At 58.4% G+C, this 16,443-nt stretch carries 12 protein-coding genes; 3 read left to right on the top strand and 9 right to left on the bottom strand.

Features of this window, described 5'->3' with window-relative positions:
* Positions 1–229: 229 nt before the first annotated feature.
* Both AC6I8P_RS15450 and folA read left to right on the top strand, forming a co-directional pair.
* Positions 230–1,372: a porin gene (locus AC6I8P_RS15450; protein WP_058774843.1), complete on the top strand. Its 1,143-nt coding sequence runs from the start codon at positions 230–232 to the stop codon at positions 1,370–1,372.
* 287 nt (positions 1,373–1,659) lie between these two features.
* Positions 1,660–2,142 carry a type 3 dihydrofolate reductase gene (gene folA / locus AC6I8P_RS15445; protein ID WP_031279709.1) on the top strand — a complete coding sequence of 161 codons (483 nt, stop codon included), beginning with the start codon at positions 1,660–1,662 and terminating at the stop codon, positions 2,140–2,142.
* Positions 2,143–2,366: 224 nt separating this feature from the next.
* Here the strand turns inward: folA and apaH are convergent, their stop codons facing one another.
* From apaH to lptD, 6 genes are read right to left on the bottom strand one after another with little or no spacing between them, the layout of a single operon-like run.
* Positions 2,367–3,236, bottom strand: coding sequence for a bis(5'-nucleosyl)-tetraphosphatase (symmetrical) ApaH (apaH, locus tag AC6I8P_RS15440; protein WP_166719835.1), 870 nt, complete (start codon positions 3,234–3,236; stop codon positions 2,367–2,369).
* A gap of 52 nt (positions 3,237–3,288) precedes the next feature.
* On the bottom strand, positions 3,289–3,666 hold the full coding sequence (gene apaG, locus AC6I8P_RS15435) for a Co2+/Mg2+ efflux facilitator ApaG/CorD (protein WP_481657845.1): 378 nt from the start codon (positions 3,664–3,666) through the stop codon (positions 3,289–3,291).
* Positions 3,667–3,670: 4 nt separating this feature from the next.
* Positions 3,671–4,495 (bottom strand): 16S rRNA (adenine(1518)-N(6)/adenine(1519)-N(6))-dimethyltransferase RsmA, encoded by an 825-nt coding sequence (rsmA, locus tag AC6I8P_RS15430; protein WP_021507587.1) that lies wholly within the window; start codon positions 4,493–4,495, stop codon positions 3,671–3,673.
* Positions 4,488–5,480: a 4-hydroxythreonine-4-phosphate dehydrogenase PdxA gene (pdxA, locus tag AC6I8P_RS15425; RefSeq protein ID WP_498030720.1), complete on the bottom strand. Its 993-nt coding sequence runs from the start codon at positions 5,478–5,480 to the stop codon at positions 4,488–4,490. Before pdxA ends, rsmA begins: the two co-directional genes overlap by 8 nt.
* Positions 5,470–6,765 (bottom strand): peptidylprolyl isomerase SurA, encoded by a 1,296-nt coding sequence (surA, locus tag AC6I8P_RS15420; protein ID WP_031279707.1) that lies wholly within the window; start codon positions 6,763–6,765, stop codon positions 5,470–5,472. Before surA ends, pdxA begins: the two co-directional genes overlap by 11 nt.
* Positions 6,766–6,819: 54 nt before the next feature.
* Positions 6,820–9,192, bottom strand: coding sequence for an LPS assembly protein LptD (lptD, locus tag AC6I8P_RS15415; protein WP_230857095.1), 2,373 nt, complete (start codon positions 9,190–9,192; stop codon positions 6,820–6,822).
* Between the two features lie 182 nt (positions 9,193–9,374).
* Between lptD and djlA the strand changes: the two genes are divergently transcribed.
* Positions 9,375–10,187 (top strand): co-chaperone DjlA, encoded by an 813-nt coding sequence (gene djlA / locus AC6I8P_RS15410; RefSeq protein ID WP_021312869.1) that lies wholly within the window; start codon positions 9,375–9,377, stop codon positions 10,185–10,187.
* A gap of 14 nt (positions 10,188–10,201) precedes the next feature.
* Here the strand turns inward: djlA and rluA are convergent, their stop codons facing one another.
* The 3 genes from rluA to polB all read right to left on the bottom strand — a co-directional run bounded on the left by rluA (position 10,202) and on the right by polB (position 16,301).
* Positions 10,202–10,861, bottom strand: a complete 660-nt coding sequence (gene rluA / locus AC6I8P_RS15405; RefSeq protein ID WP_275026376.1) for a bifunctional tRNA pseudouridine(32) synthase/23S rRNA pseudouridine(746) synthase RluA — start codon at positions 10,859–10,861, stop codon at positions 10,202–10,204.
* Positions 10,862–10,882: 21 nt separating this feature from the next.
* Complete coding sequence (gene rapA, locus AC6I8P_RS15400; RefSeq protein WP_498030719.1) at positions 10,883–13,789, bottom strand: RNA polymerase-associated protein RapA; 2,907 nt, start codon at positions 13,787–13,789, stop codon at positions 10,883–10,885.
* Positions 13,790–13,940: 151 nt separating this feature from the next.
* Entirely contained in the window at positions 13,941–16,301 is a 2,361-nt protein-coding gene (gene polB / locus AC6I8P_RS15395; protein WP_088517914.1) for a DNA polymerase II, read from the bottom strand.
* Between the last annotated feature and the right edge of the window lie 142 nt (positions 16,302–16,443).

The raw sequence follows: 16,443 nt of genomic DNA, 5'->3' as shown, positions 1-16,443 counted from the left end.
TGCTCTGTGACTAAACGGCCCCGCGCGGGCCGTTTTTTTTTGCCTGTTTTGCCTGTGCTGCATAAGGTTATACGTTACAAATCTATTGATTTGACATAATTTTTATCAGTTGATGCGAAACCAGTTACATTCAGGCGTATCCGCACAAAATTATAAATACCTCTCCGCTAAGCGCACCGTACTATTCCGCTGCTCAATCATAGAGCGCTCACCTTTACGGGATATAAAAATGAAAATGCGTGCTTTCACTCTCAGCGCAGTGGCTGCGTTACTTGTTGCTGCACCTCTCGCCAGTCAGGCGGAAATCACCCTGCTGAAGCAGGATCCGCAGGCCGGCGATCCGCTTAGCCGTCTTGATTTCAAAGTGGGCGGCAGTATTCGTCCGCAGTATCTGCATCAGAACGGGGTTAACGATAAATCGTATAAGCGTAACGGCTACGACGGCGGTTCACGTTTCCGCTTCAGCGCCAACTACTACCTGTTTGACGATGTCAGCTGGGTGGGTTACTACGAGCTGGGCGTTAACTTCCCGGCATGGTGGGGCTGGGATAACCACTATGCGGACGGTGCCCACAACACCACGCGTCGCCAGCTGTATACCGGTTTCAAAAGCGCATCGCTGGGCGAGCTCTATTTTGGCCAGCAGAACAGCGTTTATTACGATGTCGTCGGCGCTAAAACCGATATCTGGGACTACGATATGCTGGCCCAGGCACCGGGCAACGGCATCAACGGTGACTACGACGGATCTTATCGCTCGCGCAAGATGCTGAAGTATAAAAACACCTTTGGCGATGCGGATGTCTATGCTGCTTATCTGTTTGAAGATGACGATTATCTGCCGGGCAACGGCCTGCGCTACAAGCGCAAGGGCGGCGGTTCGCTGGGCGTGAACTATCACATCACCAAAGATCTGGCGTGGGGCACCGCGTGGAACTACACCCGTGCGGATATCCGCAATCCGGGCAATGGCGACAGCAAGCGTTACGACCAGAATATCTACGGTACCGCGCTGAGCTGGACGCCGGACAACTGGACGCTGTCCGCCGGTGCGGGCTGGTATGAGAACTTCTCGCCAACCAAACGCAACACCGTTAACAACTACTTCGCGGATGATGCGTGGGGCGTTGAATACTTCGCCGGTTATAAATTCCCGATCGGCCAGTATGCTGTGAAGAGCATCCAGCCTTACTTCATGGGCGATCGCCTGGAGTTCGTCAACGGACGTAACTACAAGCGTATCGATAACGGCGTGGGCGTCAGCGCGCAGCTCGACTACGGTTTCCGCGTCGACTACGAGTACGTGATCACCTCCAGTACCGATAAATCACTGGGCAACGTTAATCTGGTGCGCCTGCGCTACGATTTCTGATGCGTAAATCAACGGCTCCTGCGGGAGCCGTTTTTTTGGGGCGGACACAGTGCGCTTTTCTTTACACAGCGCGCGGGCAGCGTGGAGCATCACCCTGAGTTGTAGCGCCTTCACCGCGAATTCTGGCGGCTCTTTCCGCTAACGGCCGCAAAGCCGGAGTAAAACTCTGTCGCTCAGACAAAACGCCGAGCCAAGCGGGCTTTACGTAAATAGCACGGTCGTCCTATCGACGAAAGTTTCACCTTTACGTATCATTGCGCCAATTTTTTTCCTGTAGGTCTTTTAACATGATTAGTTTGATCGCGGCACTGGCAGCAGATCGTATTATTGGCATGGAAAACGCCATGCCATGGCACCTGCCTGCCGACCTCGCGTGGTTCAAGCGCAACACGCTGAACAAACCGGTGATTATGGGCCGTCTGACCTTTGAATCGATTGGTCGCCCGTTACCGGGACGCCTGAATATTGTGGTCAGCAGCCAGCCCGGCAACCATGACGGCGTGACCTGGGTGACGTCGCCGGAAGAAGCGATTGCCGCAGCAGGTGAGGCAGAAGAGATCATGGTGATTGGCGGTGGCCGGATTTACGCGCAGATGCTGGCGCGCGCCGATCGTCTCTATCTGACGCATATCGATGCGGAAGTGGAAGGCGACACCCAGTTCCCGGATTATGAGCCGGACGAGTGGCAGTCGACGTTCAGTGAGTTCCACGATGCCGATGCGCAGAATTCGCACAGTTACTGCTTTGAGATTCTGGATCGCCGCCGTTGATTGTGGCCAGGTGCGCATGAATGCGCAGCCTGTAAAAACGGTGCAATATGACTGCCAGGTGCGCATGAATGCGCACCCTACAACGACAGGGATTAATCGCTGTTTATGACGCGATAAACCTGTGCGATATCAGGTTGATGGCTGTCACGGTACAGATTGTCTTTGTAGGGTCGCCATTTATGGCGACCGAAAAAAAGCCCCGCTAACATCGCGGGGCTTTTTGTTTACTGCATATCGCTCAGGGGGGAGGGTGCATTCACCGCGCTTTCCGCCATGGCCTGATCACGGTTCGAGACCTGGGTGTAATACTGGCCGCTCTCCCAGTGCAGCAGGGTCAGCGTTCCGCCCCAGCAGCAGCCGGTGTCGAGCCCGATCACATGCTCTGGCGTGCCTTTTCCTTCCAGCGAAGCCCAGTGACCAAAGATTTGCGTATAATCGCTGCTGATTTTGCCGGGCACCTGGAACCACGGTTTCAGCGGCGGCGGCGCTGAGGCGGGCGCCTCTTTGCAGATCATGTCGAGCTGACCATTGGGGAAACAGAAGCGCATGCGCGTCAGCGCATTGGTGCTGAAACGCAGGCGCGCCAGTCCGCTCAGCTCCGGTGTCCAGTTGTTGGGCATGTCGCCATACATGGCATCGAGAAACAGCGGATAGCTGTCGCTGGATAAGACCGCCTCAACTTCGCGCGCGCACTGCTGTGCCGTCTCCAGATCCCACTGCGGCGTAATGCCAGCATGCGCCATCAGCAGCTTTTTCTCTTCATCCACCTGCAGCAGCGGCTGGCGACGCAGCCAGTTAATCAGCTCGTCGGCATCGTCCGCTTCCAGCAGGGGCGTCAGGCGATCCTTGGGCTTGTTACGGCTGATACCGGCATACACTGCCAGCAAATGCAGGTCATGATTGCCCAGCACCATGCGCACACAGTCTCCGAGCGACTTGACGTAGCGCAGTACCTCAAGCGAACCCGGACCGCGCGCCACCAGGTCGCCGGTCAGCCAGAGCTCGTCCTGCTGCGCATCGAAATTGACCTGCGCCAGCAGCGCACGTAATTCGTCATAACAGCCGTGAATATCGCCAATCAGGTATGTACTCATTAAGTCAGTCCGATGAAAACGCGCCGCCCGGACTGGCCGGGCGGAGGAGGAATTAGTGAATGTGGGTTTGCACCGCGAGGCGGAACACCGGAATCTCCACGTGGAAGGTCTCGCCCTCTTCGTCGATCATCACATAGTGTCCCTGCATGGTGCCCATCGGCGTTTCCAGAACCGCACCGCTGGTGTACTGAAACTCATTGCCGGGCGTGATATGCGGCTGCTCACCGACCACGCCTTCACCGTGCACTTCGGTCTCGCGCCCGTTGCCATTGGTGATCAGCCAGTAGCGGCTGCGCAGCTGCACGCTGTTGCGCCCGAGATTACGAATAGTGATGGTGTAGGCAAACACGTAACGATCCTCATCGGGAGAGGATTGCGATTCCACATACTGACTCAGTACCTGAACACAAACGCGGGCCAGTTCACTCATGCACTCAGTTCTCCGCAGATTCAGCCTGATGATTGCCCAGCCAGTTTGCCAGCTGGCAATACTGCGCCACGGTGACATTTTCTGCCCGCAGCGAGGCGTCGATGTTGAGTTCATCCAGCGCACCGGCCGTGAACAGGTGTCCCAGGCTGTTACGCAGGGTTTTGCGTCGCTGACCAAACGCTTCGGTGGTGATACGGCTCAGTAAACGCACATCGCTGACCGGATACGGTGGCTGGGTAAAGGGCACCAGACGCACTACCGCCGAATCCACTTTCGGTGGCGGGGTGAACGATTGTGGTGGCACTTCCAGCACCGGAATCACCTGACAATAATATTGCGCCATCACGCTGAGACGCCCGTAAGCTTTGCTGCCCGGGCCGGCTACCAGACGGTTAACCACCTCTTTCTGCAGCATGAAGTGCATATCTTTAATCGAACCAGTATAGCTGAAAAGGTGGAACATCAGCGGCGTCGAGATGTTGTACGGCAGGTTGCCGAACACGCGCAGCGGCTGACCCTGCTCCTTTGACAGCGCAGAGAAGTCGAAGGTCATCGCATCCTGCTGATAAATCGTCAGCTTAGGACCGAGGAACGGGTGCGTCTGCAAACGCGCGGCAAGGTCGCGGTCCAGCTCGACGACAGTCAGCGCATCAAGACGCTCGCCCACCGGCTCGGTTAACGCACCCAGCCCTGGGCCAATCTCCACCATGGCTTCACCCTTTTGCGGATGAATAGCGGAGACGATGCTGTCGATAATGTACTGATCGTTCAGGAAGTTCTGCCCGAAACGTTTACGGGCGTAGTGCCCCTGATGGACGCGATTATTCATTACTGCTCTTGATCATAGTGATGGCGAGGTTAAGCGCCGTAATAAAGCTGCCCGGCTCTGCACTGCCCAGACCGGCGAGTTCCAGCGCGGTGCCGTGGTCAACAGAGGTACGGATAAATGGCAGGCCGAGGGTGATATTCACCGCGCGACCAAATCCCTGAAATTTTAGCACCGGCAGGCCCTGGTCGTGATACATCGCCAGTACCGCATCAGCGTGCTGCAGATATTTCGGCTGAAACAGCGTATCGGCCGGTAACGGACCAGTGAGCTGCAGGCCCTGCTGGCGCAGTTCGTCGAGCGCCGGAATGATGGTATCGATCTCTTCCCGGCCCATATGACCGCTTTCGCCAGCATGCGGGTTGAGCCCGCAGACAAAGATATGCGGCTGCGGAATGCCAAACTTACGCTGCAAATCCTGATGCAGGATGGTGATCACTTCATGCAGACTGTCACGGGTGATGGCGTCCGCGACATCTTTCAGCGGCAGATGCGTGGTGGCCAGCGCCACGCGCAACGCTTCGGTCGCCAGCATCATCACCACGCGATTGCCACCGGCGCGCTCAGCAAAGAACTCGGTGTGGCCGGTGAAGGGGATGCCGGCGTCATTGATCACGCCTTTGTGCACCGGACCGGTCACCAGCGCGGCAAACTCGCCGCTGAGGCAGCCGTCGCAGGCGCGGGCCAGCGTCTCCAGTACGTAATGACCGTTGGCGACCGTCAGTTCGCCGGCGGTCACCGGCTGCGCCGTCGCGATGGGCAGCAGCGTCAGCGTACCGGCCTGCTGCGGCTGCGGTGCCACGCCGGGCTGATAGTCACGCAGCGTCAGCGGCAAACCCAGTTGAGCCGCGCGCTGGCGCAGCACGTCGCCGTCTGCGCACACCACCAGCTCAACCGGCCAGTCACGCTGAGCCAGCGCAACGGCGAGATCGGGACCAATCCCGGCGGGTTCGCCGGGCGTGATCGCCACACGATAATTACTGACCATTGCCATCCAGAATCTTCACGTAAGCACTGGCGCGCTGTTCCTGCATCCAGGTTTGCGCTTCTTCGGCAAACTTACGGTTGAACAGCAGACGGTACGCGCGCTCTTTCTGCGCGGCATCGGTTTTATCCACCTGACGGGTATCCAGCAGCTGAATCAGGTGCCAGCCGAAGGAGGAGTGCACCGGCGCACTGACCTGGCCTTTCTGCAGCTTCAGCAGCGCATCACGGAACGCCGGATCGTAGATTTCCGGTGACGCCCAGCCGAGGTCGCCGCCCTGGTTCGCGGAACCCGGATCGTCGGAGAATTGTTTCGCGGCAGCGGCGAAGGTGGTTTTGCCACTCTTGATGTCTGCGGCAATCTGTTCAATCTTCTGACGTGCCTGATCGTCGGTAAGGATCGGTGACGGCTTCAGCAGAATGTGGCGGGCATGCACTTCGGTGACCGAAATGTTTTTGCTCTCGCCGCGCAGATCGTTCACTTTCAGGATATGGAAGCCAACGCCAGAGCGGATTGGGCCGACGATGTCGCCTTTCTTCGCGCTGCTCAGCGCCTGCGAGAATAGCGTTGGCAGCTCTTCAATTTTGCCCCAGCCCATGTTGCCGCCTTTCAGCGCCTGCGGATCGGCAGAGTAGGTCACGGCCAGTTTACCGAAATCGGCACCACCTTTCAGTTCACCCACCAGCTGACGCGCCAGCGCTTCCTGGTCGTCAACCTGCTGCTGAGTTGGATTTTCCGGCAGCGGCAGCAGAATCTGACTGATGTTAAGTTCGGTGCCCTGGGTATTCTGCGAGCCAATCTGCTTAGCCAGCGTATCCACTTCCTGCGGCAGAATGGTGACGCGACGACGCACTTCATTGTTACGCACTTCAGAGATCAGCATCTCTTTGCGGATCTGCGCGCGATAATCGTTGTAGTTCATCCCGTCATAGGCCAGACGGCTGCGCAGCTGATCAACGCTCATGCGGTTCTGCGCGGCGATGTTCTGAATCGCCTGATCCAGTTGCTGATCGCTCACCTGCAGACCGGCTTTTTCGCCCATCTGCAGAATGATGGCGTCCATGACCTGGCGTTCAAGGATCTGATGACGCAGGGTTTTGTCATCCGGTAGCTGCTGACCAGCCTGCTGCGCCTGTGACTTCACCGTGCGCAGCATGTTGTCTACGTCACTTTCCAGCACCACGCCGTTGTTCACGACTGCGGCAACTTTATCGACCATCTGTGGGGCTGCGAACGCAGTGTTAGCGGTGATCGCCACACCAAGAATCAGCATTCTCCAGTTCTTCATACTTTATCCATTGTTGTTTCCGCACTGCGGGATAGCCTGTCAAATATCACAACATCAGAAAGCGCGCTGATAAGGGATGATGCCCTGACGCAGCATTTCATTGGTGCCTAAGCCATAGTTAGAACTCAGACCACGCAACTCAATGTTGAATGAGATTTGGTTGTCATACTTGCTGTCGTTGTTTTCCCAACCGTTGATCTTGCGTTCGTAACCCAGACGAATGGCGTAGCAGCAGGAGCTGTACTGCAGACCGACTAGCTGCTCGGCCGGACGGCTGTTACGGGTGTCATAGTAGTAACCCCCCACCAGCGACCAGGCATCGGCAATCGGCCAGCTGGCCGTGGCGCCCACCTGCGAGATACCGTTTTTGTAGATCGGGTTAGTGACATAGCTGGGGTTATTCAACGCCTGCGCCACATACTCCGGGCTGCTGTAGCGGTAGCTCAGCTGCACCATACGGTCGGCATCACGACGATATTCCACAATGGCATTGCCCTGGGAAACGTTGTCCAGCCGCGTATCGTATTGCAAGCCACCGCGCACGCCCCAGCGATCGCTGACTTTCCAGTAAGTATCACCCGCCCACACCAGGCTACCGGTATCATCTTCTTTATTCGTCTGGTTTACGCCGGTACGAGACGGGGTAAACGAGTAGATTTGACCCACGGAAACGTTAAAACGTTCAACCAGATCGTTATCATAAATACGCGTGGTCACGCCGGTCGCCACTTCGTTAGACGAGGCGATACGATCGAGGCCGCTGTAGGTGCGATCGCGGAACAGGCCGGTGTAGTCGGTCTGCAGCAGCGTGGAGTCGTACGGATAGATGTTGCTCTGGTTGCGGTACGGGATATACAGGTACTGCACGCGCGGTTCCAGCGTCTGGGTGTAGCCTTCGGCCCAGTCCATATTGCGGTCAAATACCAGGCGACCATCTACCTTGAACTGCGGCAGGGTGCGGTTGACCGACTCTTTCAGCTGATTGGTGCGGGTGGTATCGATATTTTCGTTGTAGTAGTTAACGTTATCCTGCTGGTAATGCGTCGCCAGCAGCTTTGCCTCGGTATCCAGGCTGGCCCAGCCGTTGGACAGCGGCAGGTTGAGCGTTGGCTCGATGTGCAAACGTGTCGCTTCCGGCATTCGGTTACTGACGTTAGTGAACTTCACCGCCTGCGCATAGATGCGACCGTCAAACGGCCCGATATCGTTCTGGTACAGATTGACATCCAGCTGCGGCATGGCCCGATACACGTTCTGGCTGCTGGTATTACCAAACACCTGGAAGTCTTTGCTGGACAGCGTCGCATCCCAGTTGGTGTCAGCGTAGCCTACGCTGAATTTCTGCGTGGCGTAGCCGTCAGTCGAGCTGTAGTACTTCGAATCAAGATCGTTGAAGTAATAAGGATCGCTGACTTTGGTGTAGTCGGCGTTGAAGCGCCAGTGCTGATCGTAGACGCCGGAGTGACGCCAGTAGAACAGCCAGCGGTCGTCGTTGCTGTCGTTCTGCACCGACGGTCGCGCGGCTTTATCTTTGTTGTACTGATTGTCAGACGGCAGATAGTCCAGCTCTAACAGGCCGGCACCAAACTGCGTCAGGTAGCGAAACTCGTTCTGCAGCTGCAGACCGCGCTTGCTCATGTAGTGCGGCGTAATAGTGGCATCGGCCTGAGGCGCGATGTTCCAGTAGTACGGCAGCATGAATTCGAAGCCGTTGTTGCTGCCGTATTTCGCGTTGGGGATCAGGAAGCCGGAGCGGCGGCGGTCGCCAATCGGCAGCTGCAGATACGGGCTGTAAAACACCGGCACGTTGCCGAGCTTGAAGCGCGCATTCCAGATCTCCGCCACTTCTTCTTCACGGTCCTGAATCACTTCCGAACCGACCACGCTCCAGCTGTTGGAACCCGGCAGACAGGAGGTAAAGCTGCCGTTTTCCAGAATGGTATAGCGGTTATTACCGCGCAGTTTCATCTGGTCAGCATCACCGCGACCCTGACGGCCGACCATCTGATAATTACCGTTCCACACGTTGGTGTCTTTGGTGTTCAGATTGGACCAGGCTTTCGGACCTTTCAGGATGACCTGGTTGTCGTCATAGTGCACATTACCCAGCGCATCGACGGTACGCACCGGCGTCGTTTGTCCGTCCTGCTGACGCTGATGCAGCTGCATCTCGTCGGCAACCAGACGGCTGTTCCCCTGCTGCACATCAACATTACCGGTGAACACCGCGTCGTTCGGATAGTTCCCTTTTGCTGAGTCAGAGTTGATGGTTACCGGCAGCGAATTCGCGTCGCCACTGACCAGCGGACGGTTGTAGCTCGGCACGCCCAGCATACACTGCGACATCAGATCGTCGGCCAGTGCATGCTGACTATAAAGCGCTGCACCAATCATGGTAGCCAGCAGGGTAGGTATACGTTTTTTCATACGCGGTTTCGATAATTCCATGAAAACTGGCATCATGCCGACAATCCGGACAGAGACTAACGTACCGCCCGGCGTTGCGCCAGTGTTAATCCTGCTCTGCCTGCGTTGCCGTTAGGCGCGGAGATAAATGACAGGTATGATAATGCAATTTTCAGCCGCAAGCATGGCGAATTGAGGAGTTTATGCGCTACTGGGGAAAAGTTATTGGTCTGGCTCTCGGCTTACTTTCCGGAGCAGGCTTTTGGGGCATCGTACTGGGTCTGATCATTGGTCATCTGTTTGACAAAGTGCGCAGCGTAAAAGGACAGGGCTACTTCGCCAATAATCAGGCGCGTCAGACGCTGTTCTTCAGCACCACGTTCCAGGTGATGGGCCATCTGACCAAGTCGAAAGGGCGCGTCACCGAAGCGGATATCCAGATTGCCTCTTTATTTATGGACCGCATGCAGCTGCATGGCGAGGCGCGTACCGCAGCGCAGCGTGCGTTTCGTGAAGGTAAGCAGAGCGAATATCCGTTACGTAACAAACTGCGCGAGCTGCGCAGCGCCTGCTTTGGCCGTTTCGACCTGATTCGGATGTTTCTGGAAATTCAAATCCAGGCGGCGTTTGCTGATGGTTCGCTACATCCCAACGAGCGTCAGGTGCTGTACGTTATCGCGGAAGAGCTGGGGATTTCCCGCGCGCAGTTCGATCAGTTCCTGCGCATGATGGAGGGCGGTCAGCAGTTTGGTGGCGGTTCGTCGTATGGCGGCGGCGCTTATCAGCAGGCGAAACGTGGCCCTACGCTGGAAGATGCCTGCAGCGTGCTGGGGGTGAAAAGCAGCGACGACAGCACCACCATCAAGCGCGCTTACCGCAAGCTGATGGCCGAGCACCATCCGGATAAGCTGGTGGCGAAAGGTCTGCCGCCGGAGATGATGGAGATGGCGAAGCAGAAAGCGCAGGAGATTCAGGCCGCGTACGACCTGATTCGCAAAGAGAAGGGCTTTAAATAAGGGGCGGCGGCCCCTTAAAAATCAGCCGGCTGGCGAAACGTCATGCTGTTGCCAAACGCCGGATGGGTAATGGTCAGCGATTCGGCGTGCAGCTGCAGGCGTGGCGCCATGGCTAACGCCTCGGGATGGGCATAGAAGCGATCGCCGAGAATCGGATGCCCCAGCGCCAGCAGATGCACGCGCAGCTGGTGTGAACGGCCGGTGATCGGCTTCAGCTGCACCCGCGCGCTGTTATCGGTGTCATACGCCAGCACCTGATACTCCGTCTGCGCCGGCTTACCCAGCTCCACACTCACCATCTGCTTCGGCCGGTTAGGCCAGTCGCAAATCAGCGGCAGATCGATCATGCCCTGTTCCGCCGCCGGATGTCCCCAGACGCGCGCCACGTACTGCTTCGCGGGCTCGCGCTCGCGAAACTGCCGCTTCAGCTCGCGCTCGGCCGCCTTGGTCAGCGCCACCACAATCACACCGCTGGTGGCCATATCGAGCCGGTGCACCGACTCCGCCTGCGGAAAATCACGCTGGATGCGCGTCATCACGCTGTCCTTGTGCTCCTCAAGGCGGCCAGGCACCGACAGCAAACCGCTCGGCTTGTTAACCACCATGATGTGCTCGTCCTGATACAGAATATGCAGCCAGGGGTCGAGCGGCGGATTGTAGGGTTCCATCAGCATGATTCAGCGCGGCCTCAGCGATTATTGGTGTGTCACAACGATCAGACGCAGCGCATCCAGCCGCCAGCCGGCCTCACCGAGGCTGGCCAGCACCTGCTCGCGGTTGCTCTCCAGCGCATCAACCTCATCATCACGGATGTTGGGGTTGACCGCTTTCAGCGCTTCAAGGCGCGACAGCTCGGCGCTCAGCTTCTCATCGGCTTCGGCTTTGGCCGCCGCAATCAGCGCCTGCGCTTCCGGCACGATGACTTTTTCCGCCTGCGTCAGGATGTGATGCACATCCTGCTGCACCGCGTTCACCAGCTTGCTGCCGGTATGGCGATTGACTGCGTTGAGCTGACGGTTAAAGCTTTCGAACTCCACCTTGCCGGCGAGATTATTTCCGGCGCGATCCATCAGCAGGCGGACCGGCGTGGGCGGCAGGAAGCGGGTAAGCTGCAGGTGCTTCGGCGCCTGTGCTTCGACCACATAGATCATCTCTACCAGCAGCGTGCCGACCGGCAGCGCCTTGTTCTTCAGCAGCGACAGCGCACAGCTGCCGGTATCGCCGGAGAGAATCAGGTCGAGGCCGTTGCGAATCAGCGGATGTTCCCAGGTAATGAACTGGGTATCTTCGCGTGACAGCGCCTGGTTACGATTAAAGGTTACGGTGCAGCCATCTTCCGGCAGGCCGGGGAAATCCGGCACCAGCATGTGGTCCGACGGCGTCAGGACGATCAGGTTATCGCTGCGATCTTCCTGGTTGATACCGACGATATCAAACAGGTTGAGCGCAAAGTTCACCAGCTCGGTGTCGTTATCCTGCTCGCCGATGGCATCAGCCAGCGCCTGCGCGGCTTCGCCGCCGTTCGAGTTCAGCTCCAGCAGACGGTCGCGCCCCTGCTCCAGCTGCGCCTTCAGCGTGTCGTGCTGTTTGCGGCTCTGGGCGATAAAGTCGTCCAGCCCCTGCGGGTTGTCCGGTGCGGCCAGATACTCAATCAGCTGCGGGTAGGCGCTGTCGTAGATGGTGCGGCCAGTCGGGCAGGTGTGCTCAAACGCGTCCAGCCCTTCGTGGTACCAGCGCAGCAGCACCGCCTGGGCGGTTTTCTCCAGCCATGGCACCAGAATCTGGATGTCATGCAGCTGGCCGATACGATCGAGACGGCCGATACGCTGCTCGAGCAGATCCGGGTTAAACGGTAAATCGAACATCACCAGCCGGTTGGCGAACTGGAAGTTACGCCCTTCCGAGCCGATCTCCGAACACAGCAGCACCTGGGCGCCATCTTCCTGCGAAGCGAAGAAGGCGGCCGCGCGGTCGCGTTCGATAATCGATAGTCCTTCATGGAACACCGCGGCGCGGATGCCTTCGCGCTCGCGCAGCACCTGCTCCAGCTGCAGCGCAGTGGCCGCTTTAGCGCAAATCACCAGCACTTTCTCTTTACGGTTGCTGGTGAGGTAGCCCATCAGCCACTCAACGCGCGGGTCGAAGTTCCACCAGGTGCCGCTGTCGCCTTCAAATTCCTGATAAATCTGCTCCGGATACAGCATGTCGCGCGCGCGCTCTTCCACCGTTTTGCGCGCCGCCATAATGCCGGAGACTTTAATCGCCGTCTGATACTGCGCCGGCAGCGGCAGGCGAATCTGATGCAGTTCGCGTTTCGGGAAACCCTTCACGCCGTTACGCGTGTTACGGAACAGCACGCGGCTGGTGCCGTGGCGATCCATCAGCATCGAAATCAGCTCTTTACGCGCGTCGTCTTTGCCGTCGCGATCGCTGTTCGCCACCTGCAGCAGCGGCTCGATGTCCTGCTCGCCGACCAGATCGTTGATCAGGTTCATCTCGTCTTTGCTGATGGCGTGATCGGCCAGCAGCGTACTGACGGCGTCAGCCACCGGGCGGTAGTGCTGCTGCTCGGCCACGAACTGCGCGAAATCGTGGAAACGATTCGGGTCCAGCAGACGCAGACGGGCAAAGTGGCTCTCCATGCCGAGCTGTTCCGGCGTCGCGGTCAGCAGCAGCACGCCGGCGGTCTTTTCCGCCAGCTGTTCGATAACCTGATATTCGCGGCTCGGCGCGGCTTCGCTCCACGCCAGATGGTGCGCTTCGTCGACCACCAGCAGGTCCCAGTCAGCTTCGGCCAGCAGCTCCAGCCGCTGTTTGTTGCGGCGGACAAAATCCAGCGAGCAGATAATCAGCTGCTCGGTATCAAATGGGTTGTCGCTGTCGTGCTGCGCTTCGGTGTAGCGATCGTCGTCAAACAGGGCAAAGCGCAGGTTGAAGCGGCGCAGCATTTCCACCAGCCACTGGTGCTGCAGGGTTTCCGGCACCACGATCAGCACGCGCTCGGCGCGTCCGGCCAGCAGCTGCTGCTGAATAATCATCCCGGCTTCAATGGTTTTACCGAGGCCGACTTCATCGGCCAGCAGCACGCGCGGCGCGTGACGGCGACCGACGTCATGTGCGATGTGCAGCTGATGCGGAATCAGGTTGGTGCGCATACCGCGCAGGCCGCTAATCGGCAGGCGATACTGTTCGCTCTGGTATTTGCGTGCGCGGAAGCGCAGGGCAAAGCGATCCATGCGGTCCAGCTGGCCGGCAAACAGGCGATCCTGTGGTTTGCTGAACACCAGTTTGCTGTCGAGCATCACTTCGCGCAGCACCACGTTGCTTTCGTCGGTATCAAGACGCGTGCCGATGTAAGTCACTAAATCGTTTTCGTTGCGGACTTCATCAACCTGCATCTGCCAGCCTTCGTGGCTGGTGACGGTATCACCCGGATTAAAAATCACGCGGGTGACCGGAGAATCATTACGGGCATAGAGGCGGTTTTCGCCGGTGGCGGGAAACATCAGTGTGACCATGCGCGTATCCAGCGCCACGACTGTCCCCAGTCCCAGCTCACTTTCCGTATCACTAATCCAGCGTTGACCCAGTGTAAAAACCATATATTTTTTGCTCGATTCTCTAAAAGATAGAAAGACGTTCGCCTGCTCTCAGACAATACCCCACCGCCAGACAGTTATCTGGTCAGCTGGTGCACGCGGTGAGAATCAGGAAGGGCGCTATGGTACTGGATGGCAGGGCATTCGTCACCTGTCAAAAAAGCCCCAGTTGCCCGGTGATCAGTGTAGCAAAGTCATCGCCGACAAACGGTAAAATCCCCTCGGCGATCGGCTGTAGCTGTTTGCTGACGTAGTGATCGTAATCCAGCGGCGTGCTGCGCGCTTCCAGCGGCTCCGGCCCGGCGGTGGCCATGACGTAGCGGATCGATCCGCCGTTCTGATACTGCAGCGGACGCTGCAGTTTACGGTTATGTTCATCGGCGAGGCGCGCGGCACGCACGTGGGGCGGCACGTTGCGTTCGTAATCTTTCAGCGGCCGGCGCAGGCGCTTTTTATACACCAGCAGATCGTCCAGCTCGCCGGCCAGCAGCTGTGCTACGGTGTCGCGAATGTAATCCTGCCAGGGTTCACCGCGGAAGATGCGGCCATACAGCGTCTGCTGGAACTGCTGTGCCAGCGGCGTCCAGTCGGTGCGCACCGACTCCAGCCCTTTAAACACCAGCCGCTCGTCGCCGTCGCGGCGAATCAGTCCGGCATAGCGCTTTTTACTGCCCTGTTCGGCGCCGCGAATGGTTGGCATCAGGAAGCGGCTGAAGTGGGTTTCGTACTCCAGCTCCAGCGCGCTGTCGAGACCGTAAGTCTGCTGCAGATGCTGTTGCCACCAGCGATTCACGTGCCCGGCCAGCCGCTGGCCGATCGCGGCGGCATCGGCTTCGCTGTGGGCGCTTTTCAGCCAGACAAAAGTAGAATCGGTGTCACCGTAAATCACGTCAAAACCTTCGGCTTCAATCAGCTCACGCGTTTGCTGCATGATGGCGTGGCCGCGCAGGGTAATCGACGAAGCAAGGCGCGGATCGAAAAAGCGACAGGCGCTGGTGCCAAGTACGCCATAAAAAGCGTTCATGATGATCTTCAGCGCCTGCGACAGCGGCTGGTTGCCGTCACGTTTGGCGGCCTCGCGCCCCTGCCAGATCTGCCCGACAATCGCCGGTAAACAGTGGGTGCGGCGCGAAAAGCGCGCGTGGCGAAAACCGGGAACCGAATCGGCGTCGTCCGGATGCGCCAGGCCTTCGACCAGCCCGACTGGATCGATCAGAAAGGTGCGGATGATCGACGGATAGAGGCTTTTATAATCCAGCACCAGCACCGAATCATACAGTCCGGGGCGCGAATCCATCACGTAGCCGCCAGGGCTGGCTTCCGGTGCCACTTCGCCGAGATTGGGCGCGACAAAGCCGGCGCGGTGCATTCGCGGAATATACAGGTGGCTGAACGCCGCCACCGATCCGCCGTGGCGATCCACCGCCAGGCCATTGACGGTGGCGCGCTCCAGCAAAAACGGCATGATGGCGGTGTGCTGGAAAATACGCGTAACCAGCTCGCAATCCTTCAGATTGTAGGTGGCCAGCGCCGGTTTGTCGTGGGCAAAGCGCCAGTTGATCTCTTCCATGCGCTGCCACGGATTGTTGATGGCTTTGCCTTCGCCCAGCAGCTCGCGCGACACCGCTTCAAGGCTGAATGAGGCGAAGTCCCAGAACGCCGATTTCAGCGCCTCGATACCGTCAATCACCAGCCGGCCGCTGGCCTGAGCGAAGAACACGCCGGGCTTAAAGCCGTGCTCGCGCCACTCCAGCGGCTGCTGCTGACGGCCAAGACGCAGCGGAATACCGTAGCGGTCGGCATGTTTTTGCAGCACGCGCAGGTCGAACTGCACCACGTTCCAGCCGATGATGACATCGGGATCGTGACGGGCGAACCAGGCGTTAAGCTGCTCCAGCAGCTGTGGCCGGCTGTCGAGGTAAATCAGCTCAAAATCCAGCTGGCTGGCATCACCGTTCGGCGGGCCGAGCATATAGACCTGGCGCTGGCCGCAGCCCTCCAGCCCGATGCAGTAGAGCTCGCCGTGCTCGGTGGTTTCGATGTCGAGCGACACCCATTTCAGCTGCGGACGGTAATCGGGATGCGGCTTGAGGCGCGCGTTGACGAGGCTGTCGCCGCGCGGCTCGCCGCTGAACCACACCGGCGCCGTGATAAAGCGCTCCATCAGGTAGCGTTCCGGCGGGCGGATATCTGCTTCATACACCGCAATGCCGTTTTCACGCAGGCGTTTTTCAATGCTTTGCAGCTGTCGGTGGCTGCGGCAATAGAGTCCCAGCACCGGTCGGCGACGAAAATCTTTCAGATCCAGCGGTTGCAGGCGCGTATGGCGCTCGTCGCGAATCAGCGCTTCGGTTTGCGCCTGGAACTCCCGGGGAATAAACGCCACTGACTCCTGCGCAGGCAGCACCAGGCGCTGCGGGCCCTGGTCGGTGGCCAGCCACAGCACCACTTCGCTGCCGGTCGGGGTATCCCGCCAGTGGCGAGTCAGCAAAAATCCTGCGCGCGGTTCGGTCACGTTAACTCCGGAGAATGAATTCATTTCAGTATATCATGGATGTTTATACAGTGTACTGCGGTGGTGCCGTCGTCTGTGCGGCGCGGGCGTGCGGCAGCGCGGGGAATTGCTTGACGCTGTGGGGCTGTCTCAGGACAATCCA

Source organism: gamma proteobacterium symbiont of Lampromicra miyakona (genome assembly GCF_059730895.1).
This window is presented reverse-complemented; position numbering and strand designations above follow the sequence as displayed.